The following is a 20,435-nucleotide window of genomic DNA, read 5'->3' as shown; positions in this document are numbered from 1 at the left end:
CGCAAAACTTCTGCGTTATTCGCTCCTGCCTCGACACGCTACGGAAACAAGGCCATGGCATGCTCGCCGTCTTGCAACGCGCCTTCGCTGGAAACCCGATTCAGCCAGCCCCCGGCTGAACAGTTACGAAATGGCAGGAGAAAAAGCCGGAATTATTCGTTAAACGCGTATATAACCAGGCCGGTCTTGACAATTAGCAACAGCTTCTGGGATACCCAGACCAGCGGCCAGGCGGCCAGCGCTGGCGGCACGGGCAAGACCAGCGCCGAAATGAAAACCATGGGCACCTTCACCGGCGCCGGCTGGAATTTTTCTTTGCTGCCCGTGTGGCAAATCAAGGCCACCGTCAACAACGGTTACCCCTGCCTGACTGCATTCGCCAACTGCCCGATTTCCAAGCCGCTGAGCGTGCAGGTGAGCAGCAGCCAGAGCAGTAACATCTACGGCGACCTCGTCGGTACATTTACCTACAGCCTGTTCAATGGCAGCACACTGCTGGACGCGAATGGCATTGCCGCCCTTGGATTGGACGTCAGCGGCAGCGCCTTGTTTGGCGGCGCGCCCAGCGTCGGCTCGAATGCGGGGCATTATCAGATCATCTACAGCTCGGGACTGGTGCTGGGCGGCGCCAACGCGGGCGACTACGCCTTCCTCCCCGACGCAGGCCTGAGTTACACGGTGTTCAAACGGCCGTTGGCTCTGGTCGCAACGCGTGCTTACAACGGCGGCACCGCGATGAGCAATAACGTGATGCAGGCCAGCAATCTGGTCGGTTCAGATTGCAATGCGGGCCTGAGCGCATGCGGCTTGACCGGCAGCGCCTCGGTCACGAGCAAGAATGTCGATGCGGGAGCCCAGACGCTTGCGCTGGGGGGGCTGACCTTGACCGGCAGCAGTGCGATCGATACCAACTACACGCTCACGGGCGCCAGTGGCACAGGCACCATCACGCCGCGCACCCTGGCGGTGTTCGCCAATGGCAGCAACCGCGTGTATGACGGCAGCACCGTGGATGTGACGCTCCTGACGCCGGACGACAGCGTCGTGTTCGGCGACGCGCTCACGTATTCGTATACGTCGGCCAACTTCCTCGACAAGAACGTGGGCAATGGCAAGACCGTCAACGTCGTCGGCATCAGCATCGGCGGCCTGGATGCCGGCAACTATAGCGTGGCCAGTACGAGCGCCACCACGACAGCCAACATCAGCAGGCGCGCGCTCGACGTGTTCGCCAGCGGGACCAACCGCGTCTATGACGGCGGCACCAGCGATGCCGTGACCTTGATACCGGACGACAGCGTCGTGTCCGGCGACCAGCTGACTTATTCTTACGGCGCCGCCAATTTCCTGAATAAAGATGTCGGTACCGGCAAAACCGTCAGTGTGACGGGAATCAGCCTGAGCGGGGTCGACGCCAGCAACTACGCCATCGGCAGTACGAGCGCAACGACGCAGGCGACTATCACGGCGCGACCGCTGAGCGTGTTCGCCTATGCCAGCAACCGTGTTTACAACGGCGCCAGCACCGCGCTGGCCACCTTGATTCCCGATGACAGCGTGGTCGGCGGCGATGTACTCAGCTATTCCTACGGCGCCGCCAATTTCCTCGACAAGAACGTGGGCGTTGGCAAAACGGTCAATGTTACCGGCATCAGTCTCGGCGGCGCGGATGCGGGCAATTACAGTCTCGACAGCTCCACGGCGACGGCGCATGCCAACATCACGCCGCGCACCCTGGCGGTGTTCGCCAATGGCAGCAACCGCGTGTATGACGGCAGCACCGTGGATGTGACGCTCCTGACGCCGGACGACAGCGTCGTCACCGGTGACGTGCTCAGCTTTAGCTATGCATCGGCCAATTTCCTGGACAAGAATGTCGGCATCGGCAAAACGGTCAATGTGAGCGGCATCAGCATAGGCGGTAGCGACGGCGGAAATTATGCTCTGGAAAGTGCCACGGCCCTTGCCCGTGCCGATATCACGCCGCGCATGCTCAACGTCAGTGCCAGCGGCGCCAACCGCGTGTATGACGGCAGCCGCAATGCGGCGGTCGCCCTGGCCGATGACCGGGTTGCCGGCGACGCGCTGAGCGTCAGTGATGAAGCGGCGACATTTATCGACAAGAACGTCGGCACAGCAAAGGCCGTCAATGTGACGGGTATCCAGGTCGCCGGTACCGACGCGGCCAACTATACCCACAACACCTCGGCCACGACCACGGCCGACATCATGGCGCGGGCCTTGACGGTCAGCGCAAGCGGCGTCAACCGTATCTACGACGGCGGCACGGGCAGCAGCGCGATACTGGCGGACAACCGGGTGGAGGGGGATCTGTTGACGCTGACCGGCAATGCCAGTTTCGCGGACAAGAACGCCGGTGTGGGCAAGATTGTGCGCGTCAGCAATATCTCGGCCAGCGGCGCCGATGCCGCTAACTATGTCCTGGGTGCGGGGCTCACCACCACCACGGCCAATATCACGCCGCGCGCGCTGACAGTGGGCGCCACGGGGATCGATCGGCAGTTCGATGGAACGACCGCCGCGCTGGTCGTGCTCGCTGATAACCGCATAGCCGGCGATGCGCTGACGCTCGCCGATGGCGGGGCAAGCTTCGCCAATGCCGATGTGGGTAGCAATAAGCCGGTCACGGTCATGGGGATCAATATCGCGGGTAGCGATGCCGCCAACTACAGCTTGCAAAACAGCAGCGCCAGCACCAGCGCCAGTATTCTGGCCGCAGGCGTCCAGCCTACCCAGGTGCCGCAACTGCCGGTCACCGTGCCTGTCGTTCCGGCGCCGACCACGGCGGCATCGCCGTTGACGCTGCAAGCGCCCGTTGCGGGTGGTCGTATCGTCGACGGCCAGCGCGATAGCGCTATCACGGTGTCGCTGGTGCGCCCGTCGTCGGATGGCCAGCCGGGCATGGTGAGCGTGGCGATTCCCAAAGATATGGTGAGCAAGGGTGACGCTTTCAGCTTTGCTTTGCCGGCGCCGTTGACTGCGGCCCTGTCAGACACGCGCGGATCGGTGCGCATCAGCAGAACCGATGACGCGCCTCTGCCGGCATGGCTGCGCTACGTTGCGCAGACGCACAGTTTCGACGTCTCGGCCGCGCCTGCCGGCGCGCTGCCGTTCGAGGTGAAAATCATGGTCAATGGGAAACGGTGGATCCTGGTCCTTGCGGAGGGAGCGGATAAATAGCCCGCAGCGCCGCTGGCTGACTCAGGTTTTCCGCTCAGGATTGGTCCCATACTTTCACCGTCAATACCTGCCCAGGCAGGCAAGCGGAGATGCGCTCCTGGTGCAGCGTGATGCTGCCGGGCCAACCGGCGGGGCGGTCTTCCAGGAAAGCGCCTTCCTGCGCCTTGGCGATGCCGCTGGCCAGGAGGGGCGTCAGGTCGGAGGCCAGCGCCGTGTAGCGGTTTGGAAAGCCGTTGCAGGTCAGCTGGGTCGCCTTGCCTTGCTCGCATAGTTGCGTGATCCAGCCCAGGCCGCCCAAGCCCGCTTCCCAGGTGGCCAGGATGGCGTCTTTATTGACCTTGGCCAGGTCGGCCATCTGTTCCGGAGTTTCTGTCGAGATAATCGTCCACCAGCCTGCCATGCGTAAGTTCCTTGATAAAAATTAAACAGCTTATTTGGTCATGGCGCGGCGCAACACGTAGCTGAGCGCATCGACGGCGGCCACCATCAGCAACATGGCGACGATGACGGTGGCGGCGGCCTGCATCTGGAACAGCGACAGATGGTATTTCAGCATCTGCCCCAGGCCGCCCGCACCGACGACGCCGAGGATGGCAGCGGCGCGAATATTATTTTCCCAGCGGTACAAGGTGTAGGACATCATTTGCGGGCTGCACTGCGGCAAAGTGGCATACAGGAAAGCCACTGCAGGTCGGGCGCCATTGATGCGCAAAGTTGCTGCCGGCAAGGGCGGGCAGTTCTCAAACGCATCGGCAAACAGACGGCCCAGCACGCCCACCGTATGCAGGGCCAGCGCCAGGGTGCCCGCGAACGGGCCCAGGCCGGCGGCGATCAGCAAAATCGAGGCCCACACGAGTTCGGGAATCGAGCGCAGCACGTTCAGGATGGCGCGCGTGGCGTTGCGCGCCAGCTTGCCGAAACGGCCGCTGGCGGGCAGGGCCAGCAGCGCGCCCAGGAGAGCGGCGATCAGCGTGCCGATGGCCGACATGGCCAGCGTCTCGAAGGTGGCCACGCCGACCTTCATCAAAAAGTTGGGCGCCAGTTCGGGAGGGGCGAAGCCGTGCAGGAAGTCGGCGCTGGTGCGTACTGCATCGGCGCTGAAGAACTCGCCCCATTTCAGGTGCAGGGTGGCAAAGCTGGCGATGACCAGCAGCAGCAAGGCGGCCAGCAAGGCCCAGGTCGACCAGCGCACTGGGGCAGCGATGGGCAGAAACGTGGAATCTTGCTTCATGCCAGCCTCCGGCGCAGCATGGCGGAAACGGCATCGGCGCCCGCCACCAGCAGCACGAACACCATCAGCATGGTGGCCAGTTCATTGCCCGCCATCATCTTCATCGATTCATCCATGCGCTGGCCCAGGCCGCCCGCGCCGACAAAACCCATGACGACGGAGCCGCGGATCGCGCACTCCCAGCGGTAAATCGTGTACGACACCAATTCGGCGGCCGATTCCGGCAGGGCGCCGTACAGCAAGGCTTGCAAGCGGCCGCTGCCGTTGTGGAGCAGGGCGTTGCAGGCAGCGGCGTCCGACGATTCGAGGATTTCCGCATATACCTTGCCCAGCATGCCGCAATACGTGAGGGCAATGGCGATTACGCCGGCCGTCGGCCCCAGGCCGACTATGCGCACCAGCAATAATGCCCAGACCAGTTCCGGCACGCTGCGCAGCAGCACCAGCAGCGCACGCACGGCGTGGCGCACGCTGGCAGCCAGCGGCGACACCTGGCCAGAGCCGATGCGCGAAATCGACAGGCGTTCCGTCACCAGTAAGGTCAGCGGTATGGCCCCCAGCATGGCCAGCGCCATGCCGGCCGTGGCCATGGCGATGGTTTCCCAGCTGGAAACGGCCACCAGTTGCAGAAATTCCAGCGAGTGGGCGGGCGGCACGAAGCTGGCAATGAATTGCCAGGTGGCTGCCAGGCTTTGCGCATCGAATAAGATCCACGGCTTGAATTCGGCCTGCACCAGCATCGGCCACAGCACGAGTAGCACGATGGCAGCAGTGGTCAGGCGGCCGCGCCAGGCGGGATCGCGTGGCATGGCGGCGTTGGCGCTCTTCAGCAAAGGGGCCTCGCCGCGTCCAGATTCGCCTCCACCGCCTCGAACTGCGGCGCCGGATCGGCCTTGTTGCGGTATAGCTGCTCTATCATGGCGTCGCTGACCTCGGCGCTGGGCAAGTCGAAGACGATCTTGCCATCGCGCAAGGCGACGATGCGCGTGAAGCAGGCGCGGGCGATTTCCACCTGGTGCAGGCTGCAGATCAGGGTGGCGTTGCGCGCCGTCGCTTCGGCCTGCAGCACATGGATCGTCTGCAAAGCGAGTGTGGGGTCGAGCGCGGACAGCGGTTCGTCGACGAGGAACACTTCCGCGTTCGACACCAGTGCGCGCGCCATGCCGCAGCGCTGGCGTTCGCCGCCGGACAGGCGGTCGACCCGCGCATACAATTTATCCTGCAGATTGAATTTGCCCAGGGCACCCCACGCGGCGCGCGGATCGACGGGCGCCAGCAGGGAGCGGATGGCCGTCCACAAGCTCCATTGCGGCAAGCGGCCCGCCAGCACGGCGTTGACGACCCGCTGGCGCGGCGGCAGCGGCGGCGTTTGCGGCGCCAGGAACAATCGCGCGCGCAAGGCGTGGCGTTCGCTGCTGGCGATCTGCCAGGGGGAAGTGCCGAGGATGTTCAGGCTGCCGGATTCGGGGCGCAGCGCGCAGGCCAGCGTATGCAGCAAGCTGGTCTTGCCGGCGCCCGAGGGGCCGATCAGGGCGATCTGTTCGCCCTGGGCCACGTCCAGGTCCAGCTCGCGCAGGGCCAGCGCATTGCCGGCGGCGCCCGCGTGGTGGACGCTGAGCTTGTGAAGTTGGAATGTCATGCGAAAATGGGGAAGGTGCCGGCCGGCTCGCCTGTGGGGCGCTGCCGGCCAGCGGATTGGCTGGCTTACTTCAGCAACCCGGCATTGCGCGCGGCCGCTTCGATATCTTTGTAGTTCTCGGCCTTGGTCGGGATGAACTTCGTGGCGCGCTGCAGCTCCAGGATTTCCTTGCCTTCAGGCGTGGATGGGTCCAGCGCCAAAAAGGCGTCCGTCAGCTTCTTGCGCACGACGGGATTCATGTCGGCGCGCACGCTCCAGTTGTAATCGTAGTAGCCGGGCGTCGTGTAGAACACGCGCACCTTGCTTGGATCGACCTTTTTCGCTTCCACCAGCTTTTCCCACACGGAAATGTTCAAGGTGCCCGCATCGACCTTGCCGCCAGCCACGGCCGCCACGGTGGCATCATGCGCGCCGGAAAACGCGATGCGCTTCATGTCCGTGTCCGGGTTGATCTTGGCTGCCAGCAAGTAGTAGCGTGGCATCAAATGGCCGGACGTCGACGATTCCGAGCCGAACGTGAAATTCTTGCCCTTCAGGTCGGACAGCTGATTGATGTCCTTGCTGGTGGTGACGAACACGGAGCGAAACTTCGTGTCTTCTTCGCGCTGCACCAGGGGCACGATCTTGCCGCCGCTGCGCACATTCGCTTGCACGAAAGTGAAACCGCCGAACCAGACCATGTCGAGCTTGTTATTGATCAAGCCTTCCACGCACGCCGCGTAATCGGTGACAGGCGTAAATTCCACCTTCATGCCCAGCTTTTTCTCCAGGTAATTGCCCAGCGGTTTGAACTTGCGCTGCAATTCCGTCGGCGCTTCGTCGGGAATGGCGGACACGCGCAACACTTGCTGCGCCTGCGCCAGGCCGCTGTGGATGGCCAGAGTGGCGGCAACGGTGGCCAGGATGGCGGGGAATTTGGAAAACGTGGTCATGGGACTGCCTTTAAAAAATTGTTCATTAATATACGGAAACCCCGGTACTGCCTTCCTGCATCTCGCCAATGACGACGGCGTCGCCAAAGCCTTCGGCGCGGAAAATCGCCAGCACTTGCTCGACGGCTTCCGGTGCGCAAGCCACCAGCAGCGGACCGGCCGTTTGCGGGTCGGTCAGGATCGCCTTGTCGATGGCACTCAGGCTGTCGTCCAGCGCCACTTGCGCGCCGTAACCTTGCCAGTTGCGGCCGGAGGCGCCCGTGATGTTGCCGTTCTGCGCCAGTTGCTGCACTTGCGGCAGCAGCGGCACGGAATCCATGGCGATGCGCGCCTGCAACTTGGCGCCGCGCGCCAGTTCAAGCGTGTGGCCCAGCAAGCCGAAGCCCGTCACATCCGTCAGTGCATGCACGCCATCGAGCAGGGCCAGTTTCTTGCCCGGGGTATTCAATTTGGTGGTGTTATCGATCAAGGACGCGTAGCCAGCCGCGTCCAGCGCATTTTTCTTCAGCGCGGCCGACAAAATGCCTACGCCGATCGGTTTCCCCAATACCAATTTATCGCCGACGCGCGCGCCCGCGTTGCGCTTCACTTGCGAGGGGTGGACCAGGCCCAGCACGACCAGGCCATAGATCGGTTCGACGGAATCGATGGTGTGGCCGCCCGCGATGGGAATGCCGGCCTGGGCGCAGATGGTTTCGCCGCCTTTCAAGATGCGGCCGATGGTTTCCACCGGCAGCTTGTTGATCGGCATGCCCACCAGGGCCAGGGCCATGATGGGCGTGCCGCCCATGGCGTACACGTCGGAAATGGCGTTGGTGGCGGCGATGCGGCCAAAGTCGAACGGGTCGTCGACGATGGGCATGAAGAAATCCGTGGTGGCGATCAGCGCCTGCTCGTCGTTGAGCTGGTAGACGGCCGCGTCATCCGAGGTTTCTATGCCGACCAGCAATTCCTTCGGCAGAGGAAAACCGCCGCTGCCTTTTAATATGTCGGCCAGCACGCCTGGCGCAATTTTGCAGCCGCAGCCGCCGCCATGGGCAAATTCGGTCAAGCGGATGGGTGTATTTGGTGTTGCTGCGCTATCGGACATGGTCGTCATCCTGCTGAAAAAGGTCATTGGAAGCTGCGCCGACGCTTACGCGGCGCTGGCGGTACGGGGCTCGCCGACGATAGCACATAATGCGCGCGCGGCTTGCTCAAAGGCATGTTCTGAAATGTCGGGCAAGACCAGCGGCGTTGCCTGGGCGTAGCGGCTGAAGTTGCGGGCAATCGATTGCCGGTAGACGGGGTCGTAATGCTGGACCAGCAACGCTTCCACCAGCTCGGCCATGCGGCCAGAAGTGGCCAGTTGCTGCCAATGAGCAATTTTCTCCTTGCCATGCAGCTGCGTCAACAGGGCCAGTTGCACGTTCAGGCGCGCCGCATCGCCCACGTAATGGGCGTAATCGTCCATCAGCAATTGCACGCGCTGCTCCGTGGCCAGTCGCACGTCGGTGCAATCGGCGGCGCGCATCTTTTCCATCAGCGCATCGGGCACGCGCAGCCGGCCCACTTTCTTGCTTTCCGATTCGATGAAGACGGGCAACTGCGGGTCGAAATGGCGCAACTGCTGCCACAGCGCGCTTTCAAACGCTTTTTGCGAGGGCTGGTCGGCATCCGGCAAGCCGCCCAGCACGGAGCCGCGGTGCGCCGCCAGGTCTTCCAGGTCGATCACTTGCGCGCCTTGGCGGTCCAGCACTTGCAGCAAGCGGCTCTTGCCGCTGCCCGTGGGGCCGCACAGCACATTGATGAAGTCGAAGCGCTCGGGCAGGGTGGCCAGCTCGGCATTCACATGGCGCCGGTATTCCTTGTAGCCGCCATCGAGCTGCACCACAGGCCAGCCGATGCGCGCCAGGATGTGCACCATGGCGCCGCTGCGGTTGCCACCGCGCCAGCAATACACGAGCGGTTTCCAGTCGTGCGGATGAGCGAGGAAACCCTCTTCGATATGCCGCGCGATATTTTTCGCCACCAGCGCCGCGCCCAGTTTTTTTGCTTCGAAGGCGCTCGTCTGCTTGTAGAGCGTGCCCACGCGCACGCGCTGCTCGTCGTCCAGCACGGGCAGGTTGATGGCGCCCGGCAAGTGGTCTTCCGCGAACTCGGACGGGCTGCGCACGTCGATGATGGCATCGAATTCATGCAGGCGTGGCAGGATGTCGCTGAAAGGCAGGACTGCAGGGTATTTCATCGTGGCGCGGCTGCTTGGAATGGGGAAAGACGTATTATCCCCGATAAAGGCCCGTGCCGTGGGACTAGCCTAAGAGCTTGCCCAGCAGCGGCGCCAGCAGCACCGTCACGACGCCCGAAAATATCATCGTCAGGCTGGCCACGGCGCCTTCTTCCGTGCCCACGCGGCGCGCCACGGACAAACCGAAACCGTGAGCGGCCGCACCATACGGGGCGCCACGGGCGATGCGCATGCGCAAGGGCAGCAGTGTTAACAAGGGTTTGCCCAGCATCAAGCCGAACAAACCCGTCATGACGACGAAGATGCCCGTCAGCTGGGCCGAGCCGCCCATGTGGCGCGACGCTTCCAGCGCGAACGGCGTCGAGACGGACCGCGCCAGCAGGCTGCGCGCCATGTCGCCGTGCACCCCCAGCAGCCGGTCCAGCAACAGGGTGGCGGCCACGGAGGCGACGATGCCGGCGCAACTGCCCAGCGACAGGGCCAGCCAGTGCTTGCGGATCAGTTTGCGCTCCTGGAAGATGGGCAGGGCGAACGCGATGGTGGCCGGCCCCAGCAGCCACGGCAGCCAGCGCGTCTCGCCGAAATACGTGGCAAATGGCGTCGAGGTCGCCTGCACGATGACGATCAATAGCGCCGAAGTACAGATGGCGGGCGTCAGCAAGAAATGCGGATGGCGGCGGTGCACGGCCTGGTTGGCATAGAACAGCACCAGGGTCAGTAGCAAAAACAGCAAGGACAGCACCAGGGTGCTCATGCTTGCGCCCTGGCTGTGCGCTGGCGCACGAGTTTTTGCAGGCGCAACTTGCGTTCATTACGGCACACCCATTCCACGGTCAGGGCCGTGGCCAGCATCACGCTGGCAAAGCCCAGGCCGATATTCACGAACAGCATCAGACCTTGCGACTTCAACAGTTGCGTAAATTGCACTACGGATACGACCAGCGGGATAAAGAATAGCAGCATGTTGGCCAGCAGCCAGTTCGCGCCCAGTTCGATGGCGGCCGGTCGCACCCAGCCGGACAGCAGCAGGGCCACCAGCAAGAACAGGCCCACCACGCCGCCGGAAAACGGCAAGTGCAGGGCGGAAGCGGCCTCGTCGGCCAGCCACCAGGCGGCAATCAGCACGCCCACTTGCCACGCGGTCTGCGCGGGCTGGCGCCAGGCGGGGGCGGATGGCAGGGCGGCGGCCGAATGGATGGCATGCTGCAAGGCTGGTGCTTTCACGGCGGGCTTTCAAACGACTGGGGGAAGTGTGCATTGTAGTGAGCCCACATCAAAAGATAAAATGACTTAAACTTATGATTATCATTCGATATTGGAATGCATCATGGATATCCGCTCCCTGCGTTACTTCGTCGAAGTGGTCGAGCAAAACAGTTTTACGCGGGCCGCCGCCAAGCTGCACGTGACGCAGCCCACCGTCAGCAAGATGGTCCAACAGCTGGAACAGTCGCTGGACCTGGCCTTGCTGGACCGCGCCGGCAAGCGTTTTACCTTGACGGACGCGGGCAAAGTGGTGCTGTCGCGCGCGCATGAGCTGCTGGCCCTGCACGCGGAACTGAAAGTGGAATTGCGCGACTTGCAAGCGCTGGAGCGGGGAGAGTTGCGCGTGGGCGTGTCGCCGCAAACGCATTCCACCCTGGCGCCATGGCTGGCCGAATACCACCAGCGCTATCCGGGCATCGAGCTGAAGATGTATGAAAGCGGCACGCAAGCCATCGAGCGCGACTTGCGCACCGGCACGGTGGAACTGGGCACCATGCTCGACTATCCGGGCAACGCGGCCACCTGGCAGGATTTCGAAGCCTTGCCCCTCGTGCGCTCACCGTTGTGCCTGCTGGCGGCGCCCGGCTCGCCGTGGCAGGGACGCTCTTCCGTGGCCCTGGCCGAGCTGGCCGGCAGTCCCTTCATTTTCTATGGCGCCGCGTTTGCCCTGAACGACATCGTGCAGGATGCCTGCCAGCGGGCCGGTTTCGCGCCGCGCATCACGGGCCGCAGCGGCCAGTGGGACTTCATCGCCTCGCTGGTGCGGCTGGGCGTGGGTATCTGTTTGCTGCCGAAGATGTATTGCGACACGCTTGATGCCGCGCACTTTGCCGTCATTCCCCTGGCCGGCCGGCCCGCCCGTGGAATGGAATCTGATGCTGGCCTGGCGCCGTGGCGGTCGGCTGTCGTTTGCCGCGCGCGCCTGGCTGGACCTCGTCAGGGCGCGCATGGCGGACGCGGCACGTTTACAATAGGCGCTCGCCAACCTCCGCCAAGAATATGAAGATTATCGGTAAAACAAGTCTGAAGCGCACCGCCGGCTCGCTGCTGCTGGGATTGTTATGCACCATGGGCCTGATGAGCGAAATGGGCTACGCCCAGGCTGCGCTGCCCGTGTATGGCTATTTCGTCAAGAATACCTATCCGCACGATTCCCAGGCCTTCACCCAGGGCTTGCTGTTCAAGGATGGCCACCTGTATGAAAGCACGGGCCAGAACGGCCAGTCCTCCTTGCGCAAGGTGGAATTGACGACGGGCAAGGTGCTGCAGAAAAGCATGCTCGACAAAAAAGTCTTCGGCGAGGGCATCACGGACGTGGGCGATGAAATCCTGGGCCTGACCTGGATTTCGCAGACCGGTTATGTGTTCGACCAGAAAACCTTCAAATTGAAACGCACCTTCAGCTACCAGGGCGAAGGCTGGGGCCTGGCCAGCGATGGCAAATTCGTCTACATGAGCGACGGCACTTCCGCCATCCGCGTGCTCAATCCGAAAACCCTGGCCGAGGTGCGCCGCTTCGAGGTGAAGGCGGAAGGCCGCCCGATCGACCGCCTGAATGAACTGGAAATGGTCGATGGCGAACTGTACGCCAATGTGTGGGGCGCGGACGTGATCGCCCGCATCGATCCGGCCAGCGGCAAGGTCGTGGGCTGGATTGACCTGACGGGCTTGCTGCCACCCGAGCAGCGGGGCACGGCCAATCCCGACGCCGTGCTCAACGGCATTGCCTGGGATGCGCGTGGCAAGCGCTTGTTTGTCACGGGTAAACTGTGGCCGAAGTTGTTCGAAATCGAGCTGATCGAAATCCAGCGCCATTGATGTTTCCTACCGGACAGTGTGGGTGGTGAGGAATCGTCTATGATGCTCATCCTTCGCCCAATGCGACCTTTACAGGATGCCATGCTGTCCCTTTCTTTCCCCCTGCGCCGCCTGGCGGTTGCCGCCAGTCTGGCCGCCGCCGTCTTGCCTGCCGCGCTGGCGCAAGCGCCGTATGTGCCGGTGACCAAACAATACGGCGACTTCGTCGTCACGAACGACCGCTTTGACTCGCTCGTCACCTTGTCGTTTCGCAAGCAGGGCTATTGGCCCGGCGGCGCGCGCGAAGTGGTGGAAGTGCGCCCCATCAAGGCCAAGCGCGAGGGCCAGCCCATGCTGTTGGCGTTTAGCAAGGGCTATACGGGGCAGGGCACCATCCTCATCGGCGTGCAAAATGGCGAACCGCTGATGCGTCCCATCAGTCCCATGCAGCGCGACAGCATGGTGCGCACGGAGCGCGACCCCGAATGGGGCGTGCCGCAGCCGGGCCGCAGCGAAATGCTGCTGTTTGCCCGCGACGGCCGCGCGCTCGACACGGGCACGGGCGAGTTGCTGTGGTTTGACGTGGCCGGTAACGTCACGGGCGATTACGCATCGCCCATGCTGGTTTCCATCTCGCCCGACCGCCAGCGCGGCGCCTATCTCGCCAGGAAACTGAGCAAGTTGCAAATCATCGTTGCCACGCGCGACGACGGCGTGGCCGGCGTGCTGGCATTGCCGCCCGACACGTACAATCGGTGGCTGGAACCCCTCTCGAAGCTGGCTTCCGAGCAGGCGGGCGTCGCCATCAAGGCGCGCCAGGGCCGCACGGACTCAAACCGCATCCGGCGCGAGCTGGAACTGGCCTGGTTCGGCCAGCAATTTCAATGGAAACAAGGCAAGAATGGCTGGCAAGTGACGGGGCTGGGCCTCAGTTCAACGCCGCCAGAAGGAAAACAGCCATGACAATACCTAAACTTATCGCCGGCTGCTTCGCCGCCTCCTTGCTGGCCGGCTGCGTGCACGGCGAAATGTTCCCCAAGGATTATCTGGCACAAGATATCGACAAGCAACAAGCGTTGCTGGAACTGGACGTGGTCTTCGGGCAAGTGCCCGACGACAAGCTGACGTCGCGCGTGACGGCCCGCAACACGGTGGAATACGCGGGCGCGCCGCATATCGTCGTGCCGTTCTACCAGAAAGGCCTCGGTTTCGACCAGGGTTTCGCTCGCACTTACATGTTTGCCATCGTGTATCCGGTTGCCAAGGTTGAGACGGCCACGGCCAGCAGCCGCGTCTTCGGTCAACATATCGACGGCCAGCAGCAAGGCGGGGCCCGCTACCGCTTCCGCGTGCCGGGCAAGGCGCAGTGGAACAGCAATGAAACCTTTATGTTGAAATTTGAACGCAAGGACCGCCGCGAAGAGATCACTTTCCGCTTCAGCAACGAGAAAAGCTGTCCGTCCGCTTTCAATGCCATCACGCCCAAATATGGCTTTCCCATCCAGGTCAGCGCGACCTTCAAGGATGGCAAGGGTTGTCTGAAAGTGTGCGACAGCCGCGACCAGTGGCCGGGCTTTTGCGCTTACCAGCCGCCGCCGGCCGCCTGATTGCTACGCGGCTGAGCACTACCTGCAGGCGTAAAAAAGGCCGATGGAAATCGGCCTCGATGACAACTGAATGTGTTGCTCAGTGTGTTGCTTAGCGGTAAAACGCCTCGACTGTACCCTTCAGCTTGATCTGCAGCGGACGGCCGCGGCGATCGAGGGACTTGGTGGAAGCGACCTTGATCCAGCGTTCGCTGATGCAATATTCTTCCACGTCAAGACGCTCCTTGTCGTTGAAGCGGATGCCGACGTCGTTCTCGAACACGGCTGCAACGTGGTAAGGGCTGCTAGGGTCGATCGACAGGCGATCGGGCAATGGGGGTAAGGTGGTGGTATCGTTCATGGGCGTAATTATCACCCAGAATGCCGATCCAGACAACGGCCTTTCGCACCTCACCTGTCGGACCATCCATGAAATGGCGGCCTGGCCGTGCGGTACCCATGGGCTGGCACGGCACTGCCGCACCGGTCCATGCTGTAGCGGAGTTCCGGCAGATTTGCCGGAACTCACACGACCCGGCAATCAGGACTTGTCATTATTCTTATGGCTTTGACGTCCCGTTTCCACATGCTGCTCATGCGTGCCGCCGCGCGAACCGGCGCCGGAACCCGCTTGTTCGCTGGCGCTCCTGCCTTGCCCTAATTGTTGCGAAGCGGATTGCTTGTCGCCGTCATTCTTGTGACTTTGTCGGCCCGCCTCGAAATCCTGCTCCTGCTTGCCGCCCTGGGTGCTACCGGATGACTGGCGGGTGCCGGACTGCTTGTCCGACTGTTGATTGCCCGATTGCTGTTTGTCCGACTGCTTACCGCTTTTGTCGTTGCTGTTTGAAGTCATGATCGTTACCCCTATGGTTAGTCTGCGCCATCATCCGCACCAAGGATGGCGTGAGGATGGATTCAGGATGTTGCTGCCTGGTCTACGGCGCCGTGTAGCACCGGTGAGGCCATTTTCGCTGCCTGACGCTCGCTTCACCATAGGGACACTAGCTGTCGCCACGTAGGAAAACTCCGTGGTGCGTGACAACCATTTCTGCATTGCATTTTTACAGATGCCGTGTTTCCTGCGGCGGCGTGTCCCATTCGTCATGCCTGCCATCGATAAAGGTGATTGGCACCTGGGCCAGTTCCGCCACCGACGCATCATCGAGGCAGTTGACGCTGATGCCGATAAACGGACCGCTGCGTGCAGAATCGCCGTGGCCAAACGGGCGCACGCCGCAATGGCGGCAAAAATAATGGCGTTCGCGGCCGGCGCCGAAGCGGTATGCGTTCAAGTCCGCTTCTCCGGCCAGCAGGTGGAAGGCCGTGGGCGGCACCTGGCTGGCCCAGCAGCGCACTTTCAGGCAATAGGAACAGTTGCAGCGCAGGCTGGGGGCCGTCAGGTCGATCTCGGCCGCGAAGCGCACGGCACCGCAGTGGCAACTGCCATGGTAGGTTTTTTTCATCGTGACCCACTTTACAGGGATGCCTTACTGTCATGCAACTGCTGGCATGGCGACTGTGCGGCATCGGCCCGGGCGCGCACTATAATGGCGCCTGTTCAACAGAGAGGAGTCGCAGCATGGAAATGCGCATGACCGACAGCCTGCGGCAACAGGCATATGCGCAGGCGGCCGCCTTCGTGCACACGCTCGACCGGCGCGATCCTGTTGCGCTGCAACGCGACTGGTCCCTGTCGCCAGCCGTGGCCGAGGAGATCGTCGAGATGCTTGACAGCTATTTTGCGGCAAACCAGGCCCTGTCGCTGGTGCCGCTGGCGCAGGCCTTTGTGCAGGGCAAGGGCGGTCGTCCTGCCGTCGATGTGTATGCCACCGACGCCGGCCCGCTGGGTATGGAATGCCTGTTGCTGGCCGATGGCAAGCCGGGCGAAGCGACCTTGCACCTGGCAATGTCCGGCCACGACGGCGCGCTGCGCCTGCATTACCACTACATCGGATCCTGAGCGCAGCATGACCGAACTGATCAGCGAAACACAACAGCGCATCTGCGACAAATTCGGCTTGCCGGCGCAGGCGCCCGAGCCCATGGTGGCCCTGGCCATCGGCACCCTGGCGCAATCGCCCATCTACGGCACGCCTATCGTGCTGCCGGACAAGGGCATCATCAGCTGGTTCATCCACTGCGGCGAACACGACGACGCCAGCGACTTTTACCAGCCCCTGCATGCCGAGCACCTGCACGAGATGCTGCCGCAAGTGCTCGATTACCTGGCCTTGCCCAGCGGCGCCAAATTCATTCTCGACCGAGAAGGTTATGAAGACGTGTGGCTGGCAGAGTAACTTTTTCATCGGCAAGATTGTCGTTGACGTTGATAAATAGGTATGGGATGCTGCTGTTCCGTTTTCTCCTGTCGAAAGCCGCATCTTGAAGCCACGCCTTCCGTCCGTCCTGCTCGTCATGGCGCTAGCCGCCGTCCCCGCTGGTGTGATAGCCTCGACTGCCAGCCCATCCCAGGCATCGCGCGCGGCACAGGAGATTGCCGCCTTTGTGCGCAGCGAAATGCAGGAGCGCCAGATTCCAGGGCTGCAACTGGCAGTAATACAGCGTGGCAAGGTCGTATTGAAGCGCAATTTCGGCCTGGCCAGCCTGCAATACCAGGTGCCGGTGACGGACGCCAGCTTGTTTTCCATCAATTCGGCGACGAAAGCGTTTGCGGGCGTGGCCGTGATGCAACTGGTGCAGCAGGGCCAGATCGACCTGGCGGCGCCTATCGGCCAGTATCTGATGGGCTTGCCATCGGCTTGGCAAGCCGTGACGGTGACCCAGTTGCTCAACCATACCTCGGGCTTGCCCGATGTGCTGGACCAGCGCAGCGGCAAGCTGGTGGGGCCCCAGCCCGACGACGCCGACGCGGCGTGGAAAGCCGTGCAGGCCCTGCCTGTGGAAGCCCGGCCAGGCCAGCGCTACCGCTACAACCAGACCAATTACGTGTTGCTGGCGCAATTGATCGAGCGGCAAAGCGGCCAGCCCTTTGTCTCCTTCATCCAGCGCCAGCAGTTTGACGTGGCGGGCATGCCGCACAGCGGCTTTGGCGACGCGAAGGATGTGGTCGCCAACAAGGCCAGTTCCTACGTGCTGGACCGGGGCGACAATGGTTACCGCAACGTGAACGAGGATTTCCCCGTATTCATGCGCGCCGGGGCCGGCATCAACAGCAATGCGGGCGAACTGGCGAACTGGCTCATCGCGCTGCAGTCGGGACGCTTGCTGGCGCCCGCCAGCGTGGCACGGCTGTGGCAGCCGACCAGCTTGAATGACGGCAAGCCGGCGCCGTGGGCGCTGGGCTGGCCCACCATCGGCCGCGATGCCCACCGCGCCGTGGCCGGCATCGGCGGCGCCCGCTCCGCCTTTTATGTGTATCCGGACGATGGCCTGGCGGTCATTATCCTCAGCAACCTGGCCGGCGGCCAGCCGGAACAGCTGATCGATACCGTCGCCGGCTTCTACATTCCCTCCCTGCGCTGGCAGCGCGGCGGCGCGTACGCCGCGCACCTGCTGCGCAACAGCGCGGCCAGCGCGGGCTACGACGGGCTGGACAAGACACTGGCGGCCATCCGACGCCAGCATGGGTTGTCTGATCCCACCGAAGACGACTTGAATGCCTGGGGCTACCGCCTGCTGCGCCGGCAGCAGCCGAAACAGGCGGTCGCCGTTTTCCAGCTGGGCGTGCAACTCTACCCGCAAGTGGCAAACGGCCACGACAGCCTGGCCGAAGCGTACGAGGCGGATGGCGCCACGGCGCTGGCCGTCACGCACTACCGCCGTTCGCTGGAGCTGAACCCCGGCAACACGCATGCCGTGGCGCGCTTGCGCGTGCTGGGCGCCGACTAACGGGCTGCTTGGGCTGCCGCAGCCTTGCCGTGCTCGGCCCCATGCATGGCCAGGTAGGCGGCCAGATTCTCGTCGTCGATGCCCAGGGCGCGCAAGACTTCTTGCGTGAAGGTGACGGGCGCAGTGCCTGGCGCCGTGATGATGCGCTGGTCGGCTACGGCCCAGGGCACATCCTGGTACAGGGCGGCGCCCGCATAGCCGGTATCGCTCAGGTTGGCGGCACAATTGGAGGTGTGGCGCACAGTGTCGAGCACGCCCGCCTGCGCCAGCACGCGCGTGCCGTCGCAAATGCCGGCCAGCACCACGCCCTTGTCGCGCGCCGCGCGCAGCAAGCGGCCCAGGTCGGGAGCCTTGCCGCTTTGCCAGTGGCTGCCGCCGCACACCATCAGCAAGTCGAGATCATCGAGCGAAATATCTTCCAGCACCAGTTGTGGCGTGACCAGCATGCCGCCGGACGAGGTGACGGGCAAGCCGCCCGGCGTGGCGAACTGCGTGTAAAAGCCGTAGTACAGTCTCGCCGTGGAATTGATCAGGGCAGTTTCCCAATCGGCAAAGTTCTCGGTCAAAATGGTAATGGCATGTGTCATGAAAAAGTCCCGTCGCAGTTGGTGAGCTTATTATTACAGGCTGGCTAGCCCGCTGGTACCGAAAGCATACTAAAAAGTACTGACAATTTCTGTCAGGAGCGCAGGTAAAATGACGGTAGGCGGCGCTTCGCTGCTGATCCTTTCCGAGCATGGGCAGGAAGTTGGCTACAGCCGCAGTCACGCGGGCCATTCCGCGTGCGACAGGAGCGGTGCTGAAATTGTCATGTTGATCTGGAACAAACGGCGCGCGCAGCCAGGCCGTTGAAGCACCAATGAAAAAGGCCCGGTGCCGCCGCAGGAAGCAGCGGAACCGGGCCTCAGGAGCGTTGCGGATTACTTCTCGGCGAACGCGCGCTCGACAACGAAGTCGCCAGGCGTCGAGGTATTGCCTTCCTTGAAGCCACGCGCTTCCAGCATCTCTTTCAGGTCGCGCAGCATGTCCGAGCTGCCGCAGATCATGACGCGGTCTTCGGCCGGGTTCAGCTCCGGCAAGCCCAGGTCTTCGGCCAGCTTGCCGTTCTCGATCAGCGCCGTGATGCGGCCCATGTTGCGGAAGTCTTCGCGCGTGACGGTCGGGTAATAGCGCAGCTTGTCGCTGACCATTTCGCCCAGGAATTCATGCTTCGGCAGGTGCTCTTCCAACAGCTCGCGGTAGGCCAGTTCATCGACCTGGCGCACGCCATGCACGAGGATCAGCTGGTCGAAGCGCTCGTAGATGTCCGGATCGCGCACGATGCTGAGGAAGGGCGCCAGGCCCGTGCCCGTCGACAGCATGTACAGGCGCTTGCCTGGCAGCAGGTAGTCGGACACCAAGGTGCCCGTCGGCTTGCGGCCGACGATGACGGTGTCGCCCACTTGCAAGTGTTGCAAACGCGACGTCAATGGACCGCCCGGTACCTTGATGCTGAAAAATTCCAGGTGTTCTTCGTAATTGGCGCTGGCGATACTGTAGGCGCGCAGCAACGGCTTGCCATCGACGCGCAGGCCGATCATGGTGAAATGGCCATTCGAGAAACGCAGCGACGGGTCGCGCGTGGTGGTAAAGGAGAACAGGGTATCCGTCCAGTGGTGCACGCTTAATACGCGCTCTTCATTCATCGAACTCATAGTGTTTGTTGGCTGGTCAAAAAAATGGTTAGTTGCTGGCAACTGCTGGCAAAAGTGAAGCCCTGTGTAGGTCCAGACGCTATTGTACCGGCCTGCACATGAAATTGTTACCGCCTATCGCCGCCATTGCTGCCGCACGCGGTGCCGACATTATAGTGCGAATGGCAAGTTCAGGCTGAAATTTGCCTGCAAACGGGCCGTGGGCATGCGCGTTCTTGACCTGGCTCACTTTTCAAGGCGCCGCTCCAGGGCTGGCGCCCGCGCGTGCAGGCGCGGCGCCCCGGAAGCGCCGGCGCAGGGCAGCATTCGCCGGTTCGGACACGCTGCGATAGACGTGGCCGGCCACGATGGCAGCGCCGCACAGCAGCATGATCCATAGGCGCTGGCGCAAGAAGCGGCACGACAGCGGCAGCAGCTGATAAAACATTTCCTCGACCGACAGCGACCAGTACACGTTCAGGCAGTAATTGAAATAGCCGGCGCTTTGCATCAGCACGTTGTGCCAGAAGGTCAGTACGGAAGCGATGGCAATGACGAAATAGCTGGCTGACAAGTCCTTGCCGCCATCCGAATTGGCAAAGAAGGGCACGTTCAGCACGCCCAGCAGCACGATGAGTGACAGGGCCAGCAGCCAGGCCGACAGCGGGCTGTTCTTCAAGCCATAGGCCTGCGCGCAGTGCAGCAGCAGCAGCAGCACGCACAGGATGGCCGCGCCGCGCAGAGCGTCGATATGATGGTTACGTGCTTGCAATGGCTTCCTCGGTGGCTTAGCAGGGTGTTGAAAAAAGACCCCAGTCCTTCGGATTTTGTCGCCAGACATGCGAATTTTTCGGGCTGGAAGCCGCATTTTGCCTAAAAAGCAGTTTTCAGCCACTTTTCAGGCCGTTTTTTGACATTTTTTAGTGCTTTCCGTACTCTATGGACGGAGTTATCCAACCACCGCCGATAAACGCCAGCCAAAGATCGTCGCCATGCGCGTCAGGTTGTAAGCGGCGAAAGTGAACGTGGTTTGT

Annotated in this window: 23 protein-coding genes; 8 read left to right on the top strand and 15 right to left on the bottom strand. The window is 62.6% G+C overall.

Features of this window, described 5'->3' with window-relative positions:
* Window positions 1-186 precede the first annotated feature (186 nt).
* On the top strand, window positions 187-3,201 hold the full coding sequence (locus CSZ94_RS24460) for a beta strand repeat-containing protein (RefSeq protein WP_102123900.1): 3,015 nt from the start codon (window positions 187-189) through the stop codon (window positions 3,199-3,201).
* Between the two features lie 34 nt (window positions 3,202-3,235).
* Here the strand turns inward: CSZ94_RS24460 and CSZ94_RS24455 are convergent, their stop codons facing one another.
* The 9 genes from CSZ94_RS24455 to CSZ94_RS24415 form a co-directional block, all read right to left on the bottom strand.
* The gene (locus tag CSZ94_RS24455; protein ID WP_102123899.1) at window positions 3,236-3,601 is read right to left on the bottom strand and encodes a hypothetical protein; all 366 of its coding nucleotides are present in this window, start codon (window positions 3,599-3,601) and stop codon (window positions 3,236-3,238) included.
* Between the two features lie 30 nt (window positions 3,602-3,631).
* Entirely contained in the window at window positions 3,632-4,432 is an 801-nt protein-coding gene (gene phnE, locus CSZ94_RS24450) for a phosphonate ABC transporter, permease protein PhnE (protein WP_102123898.1), read from the bottom strand.
* Entirely contained in the window at window positions 4,429-5,241 is an 813-nt protein-coding gene (locus CSZ94_RS24445) for a PhnE/PtxC family ABC transporter permease (RefSeq protein WP_102123902.1), read from the bottom strand. Before CSZ94_RS24445 ends, phnE begins: the two co-directional genes overlap by 4 nt.
* A gap of 17 nt (window positions 5,242-5,258) precedes the next feature.
* Window positions 5,259-6,071: a phosphonate ABC transporter ATP-binding protein gene (locus CSZ94_RS24440; RefSeq protein WP_102123897.1), complete on the bottom strand. Its 813-nt coding sequence runs from the start codon at window positions 6,069-6,071 to the stop codon at window positions 5,259-5,261.
* A 65-nt stretch (window positions 6,072-6,136) separates the two neighbouring features.
* A complete protein-coding gene (locus tag CSZ94_RS24435; protein ID WP_102123896.1) occupies window positions 6,137-7,003 on the bottom strand; it encodes a putative selenate ABC transporter substrate-binding protein in 867 nt (288 codons plus the stop codon).
* A 25-nt stretch (window positions 7,004-7,028) separates the two neighbouring features.
* A complete protein-coding gene (gene selD, locus CSZ94_RS24430) occupies window positions 7,029-8,093 on the bottom strand; it encodes a selenide, water dikinase SelD (protein ID WP_102123901.1) in 1,065 nt (354 codons plus the stop codon).
* Window positions 8,094-8,138: 45 nt separating this feature from the next.
* Window positions 8,139-9,230, bottom strand: a complete 1,092-nt coding sequence (mnmH, locus tag CSZ94_RS24425; RefSeq protein WP_102123895.1) for a tRNA 2-selenouridine(34) synthase MnmH — start codon at window positions 9,228-9,230, stop codon at window positions 8,139-8,141.
* 64 nt (window positions 9,231-9,294) lie between these two features.
* Entirely contained in the window at window positions 9,295-9,984 is a 690-nt protein-coding gene (locus CSZ94_RS24420) for an LrgB family protein (protein WP_102123894.1), read from the bottom strand.
* Window positions 9,981-10,454 carry a CidA/LrgA family protein gene (locus tag CSZ94_RS24415; protein WP_258001177.1) on the bottom strand — a complete coding sequence of 158 codons (474 nt, stop codon included), beginning with the start codon at window positions 10,452-10,454 and terminating at the stop codon, window positions 9,981-9,983. The genes CSZ94_RS24420 and CSZ94_RS24415 overlap by 4 nt, the downstream gene beginning before the upstream one ends.
* Window positions 10,455-10,557: 103 nt before the next feature.
* Between CSZ94_RS24415 and CSZ94_RS24410 the strand changes: the two genes are divergently transcribed.
* The 4 genes from CSZ94_RS24410 to CSZ94_RS24395 all read left to right on the top strand — a co-directional run bounded on the left by CSZ94_RS24410 (window position 10,558) and on the right by CSZ94_RS24395 (window position 13,900).
* On the top strand, window positions 10,558-11,499 hold the full coding sequence (locus CSZ94_RS24410) for a LysR substrate-binding domain-containing protein (protein WP_258001176.1): 942 nt from the start codon (window positions 10,558-10,560) through the stop codon (window positions 11,497-11,499).
* Window positions 11,496-12,314, top strand: a complete 819-nt coding sequence (locus CSZ94_RS24405) for a glutaminyl-peptide cyclotransferase (RefSeq protein WP_102123892.1) — start codon at window positions 11,496-11,498, stop codon at window positions 12,312-12,314. The genes CSZ94_RS24410 and CSZ94_RS24405 overlap by 4 nt, the downstream gene beginning before the upstream one ends.
* An 81-nt stretch (window positions 12,315-12,395) precedes the next feature.
* Window positions 12,396-13,256, top strand: a complete 861-nt coding sequence (locus tag CSZ94_RS24400) for a hypothetical protein (protein ID WP_102123891.1) — start codon at window positions 12,396-12,398, stop codon at window positions 13,254-13,256.
* Window positions 13,253-13,900 carry a hypothetical protein gene (locus CSZ94_RS24395; protein ID WP_102123890.1) on the top strand — a complete coding sequence of 216 codons (648 nt, stop codon included), beginning with the start codon at window positions 13,253-13,255 and terminating at the stop codon, window positions 13,898-13,900. Before CSZ94_RS24400 ends, CSZ94_RS24395 begins: the two co-directional genes overlap by 4 nt.
* A gap of 91 nt (window positions 13,901-13,991) precedes the next feature.
* Here CSZ94_RS24395 and CSZ94_RS24390 read toward each other — a convergent pair whose 3' ends face one another.
* The 3 genes from CSZ94_RS24390 to CSZ94_RS24380 form a co-directional block, all read right to left on the bottom strand.
* Window positions 13,992-14,240 carry a DUF3297 family protein gene (locus CSZ94_RS24390; RefSeq protein WP_102123889.1) on the bottom strand — a complete coding sequence of 83 codons (249 nt, stop codon included), beginning with the start codon at window positions 14,238-14,240 and terminating at the stop codon, window positions 13,992-13,994.
* 180 nt (window positions 14,241-14,420) lie between these two features.
* On the bottom strand, window positions 14,421-14,732 hold the full coding sequence (locus tag CSZ94_RS24385; protein ID WP_102123888.1) for a hypothetical protein: 312 nt from the start codon (window positions 14,730-14,732) through the stop codon (window positions 14,421-14,423).
* A 208-nt stretch (window positions 14,733-14,940) separates the two neighbouring features.
* Window positions 14,941-15,342 (bottom strand): GFA family protein, encoded by a 402-nt coding sequence (locus CSZ94_RS24380; protein ID WP_102123887.1) that lies wholly within the window; start codon window positions 15,340-15,342, stop codon window positions 14,941-14,943.
* A 128-nt stretch (window positions 15,343-15,470) separates the two neighbouring features.
* Here CSZ94_RS24380 and CSZ94_RS24375 point away from each other — a divergent pair, with 128 nt between their 5' ends.
* The 3 genes from CSZ94_RS24375 to CSZ94_RS24365 all read left to right on the top strand — a co-directional run bounded on the left by CSZ94_RS24375 (window position 15,471) and on the right by CSZ94_RS24365 (window position 17,728).
* A complete protein-coding gene (locus tag CSZ94_RS24375; RefSeq protein WP_146009890.1) occupies window positions 15,471-15,839 on the top strand; it encodes a hypothetical protein in 369 nt (122 codons plus the stop codon).
* Window positions 15,840-15,846: 7 nt separating this feature from the next.
* The gene (locus tag CSZ94_RS24370; protein ID WP_102123885.1) at window positions 15,847-16,176 is read left to right on the top strand and encodes an immunity protein Imm33 domain-containing protein; all 330 of its coding nucleotides are present in this window, start codon (window positions 15,847-15,849) and stop codon (window positions 16,174-16,176) included.
* An 85-nt stretch (window positions 16,177-16,261) separates the two neighbouring features.
* Complete coding sequence (locus CSZ94_RS24365) at window positions 16,262-17,728, top strand: serine hydrolase domain-containing protein (RefSeq protein ID WP_219726047.1); 1,467 nt, start codon at window positions 16,262-16,264, stop codon at window positions 17,726-17,728.
* On the opposite strand, the gene CSZ94_RS24360 is transcribed toward CSZ94_RS24365, so the two are convergent.
* The 3 genes from CSZ94_RS24360 to CSZ94_RS24350 form a co-directional block, all read right to left on the bottom strand.
* Entirely contained in the window at window positions 17,725-18,315 is a 591-nt protein-coding gene (locus CSZ94_RS24360; RefSeq protein WP_102123884.1) for a DJ-1/PfpI family protein, read from the bottom strand. The genes CSZ94_RS24365 and CSZ94_RS24360 overlap by 4 nt on opposite strands.
* 333 nt (window positions 18,316-18,648) lie before the next feature.
* Window positions 18,649-19,422 carry a ferredoxin--NADP reductase gene (locus CSZ94_RS24355; protein ID WP_102123883.1) on the bottom strand — a complete coding sequence of 258 codons (774 nt, stop codon included), beginning with the start codon at window positions 19,420-19,422 and terminating at the stop codon, window positions 18,649-18,651.
* Between the two features lie 232 nt (window positions 19,423-19,654).
* The gene (locus CSZ94_RS24350) at window positions 19,655-20,173 is read right to left on the bottom strand and encodes a hypothetical protein (protein ID WP_258001175.1); all 519 of its coding nucleotides are present in this window, start codon (window positions 20,171-20,173) and stop codon (window positions 19,655-19,657) included.
* Between the last annotated feature and the right edge of the window lie 262 nt (window positions 20,174-20,435).

The sequence above is a fragment of the Janthinobacterium sp. ROICE36 genome, assembly GCF_002869965.1.
Classification (GTDB): domain Bacteria; phylum Pseudomonadota; class Gammaproteobacteria; order Burkholderiales; family Burkholderiaceae_D; genus Janthinobacterium.
The sequence above is the reverse complement of the archived record's forward strand: the minus strand, read 5'-3'. Positions and strand labels throughout refer to the sequence as shown.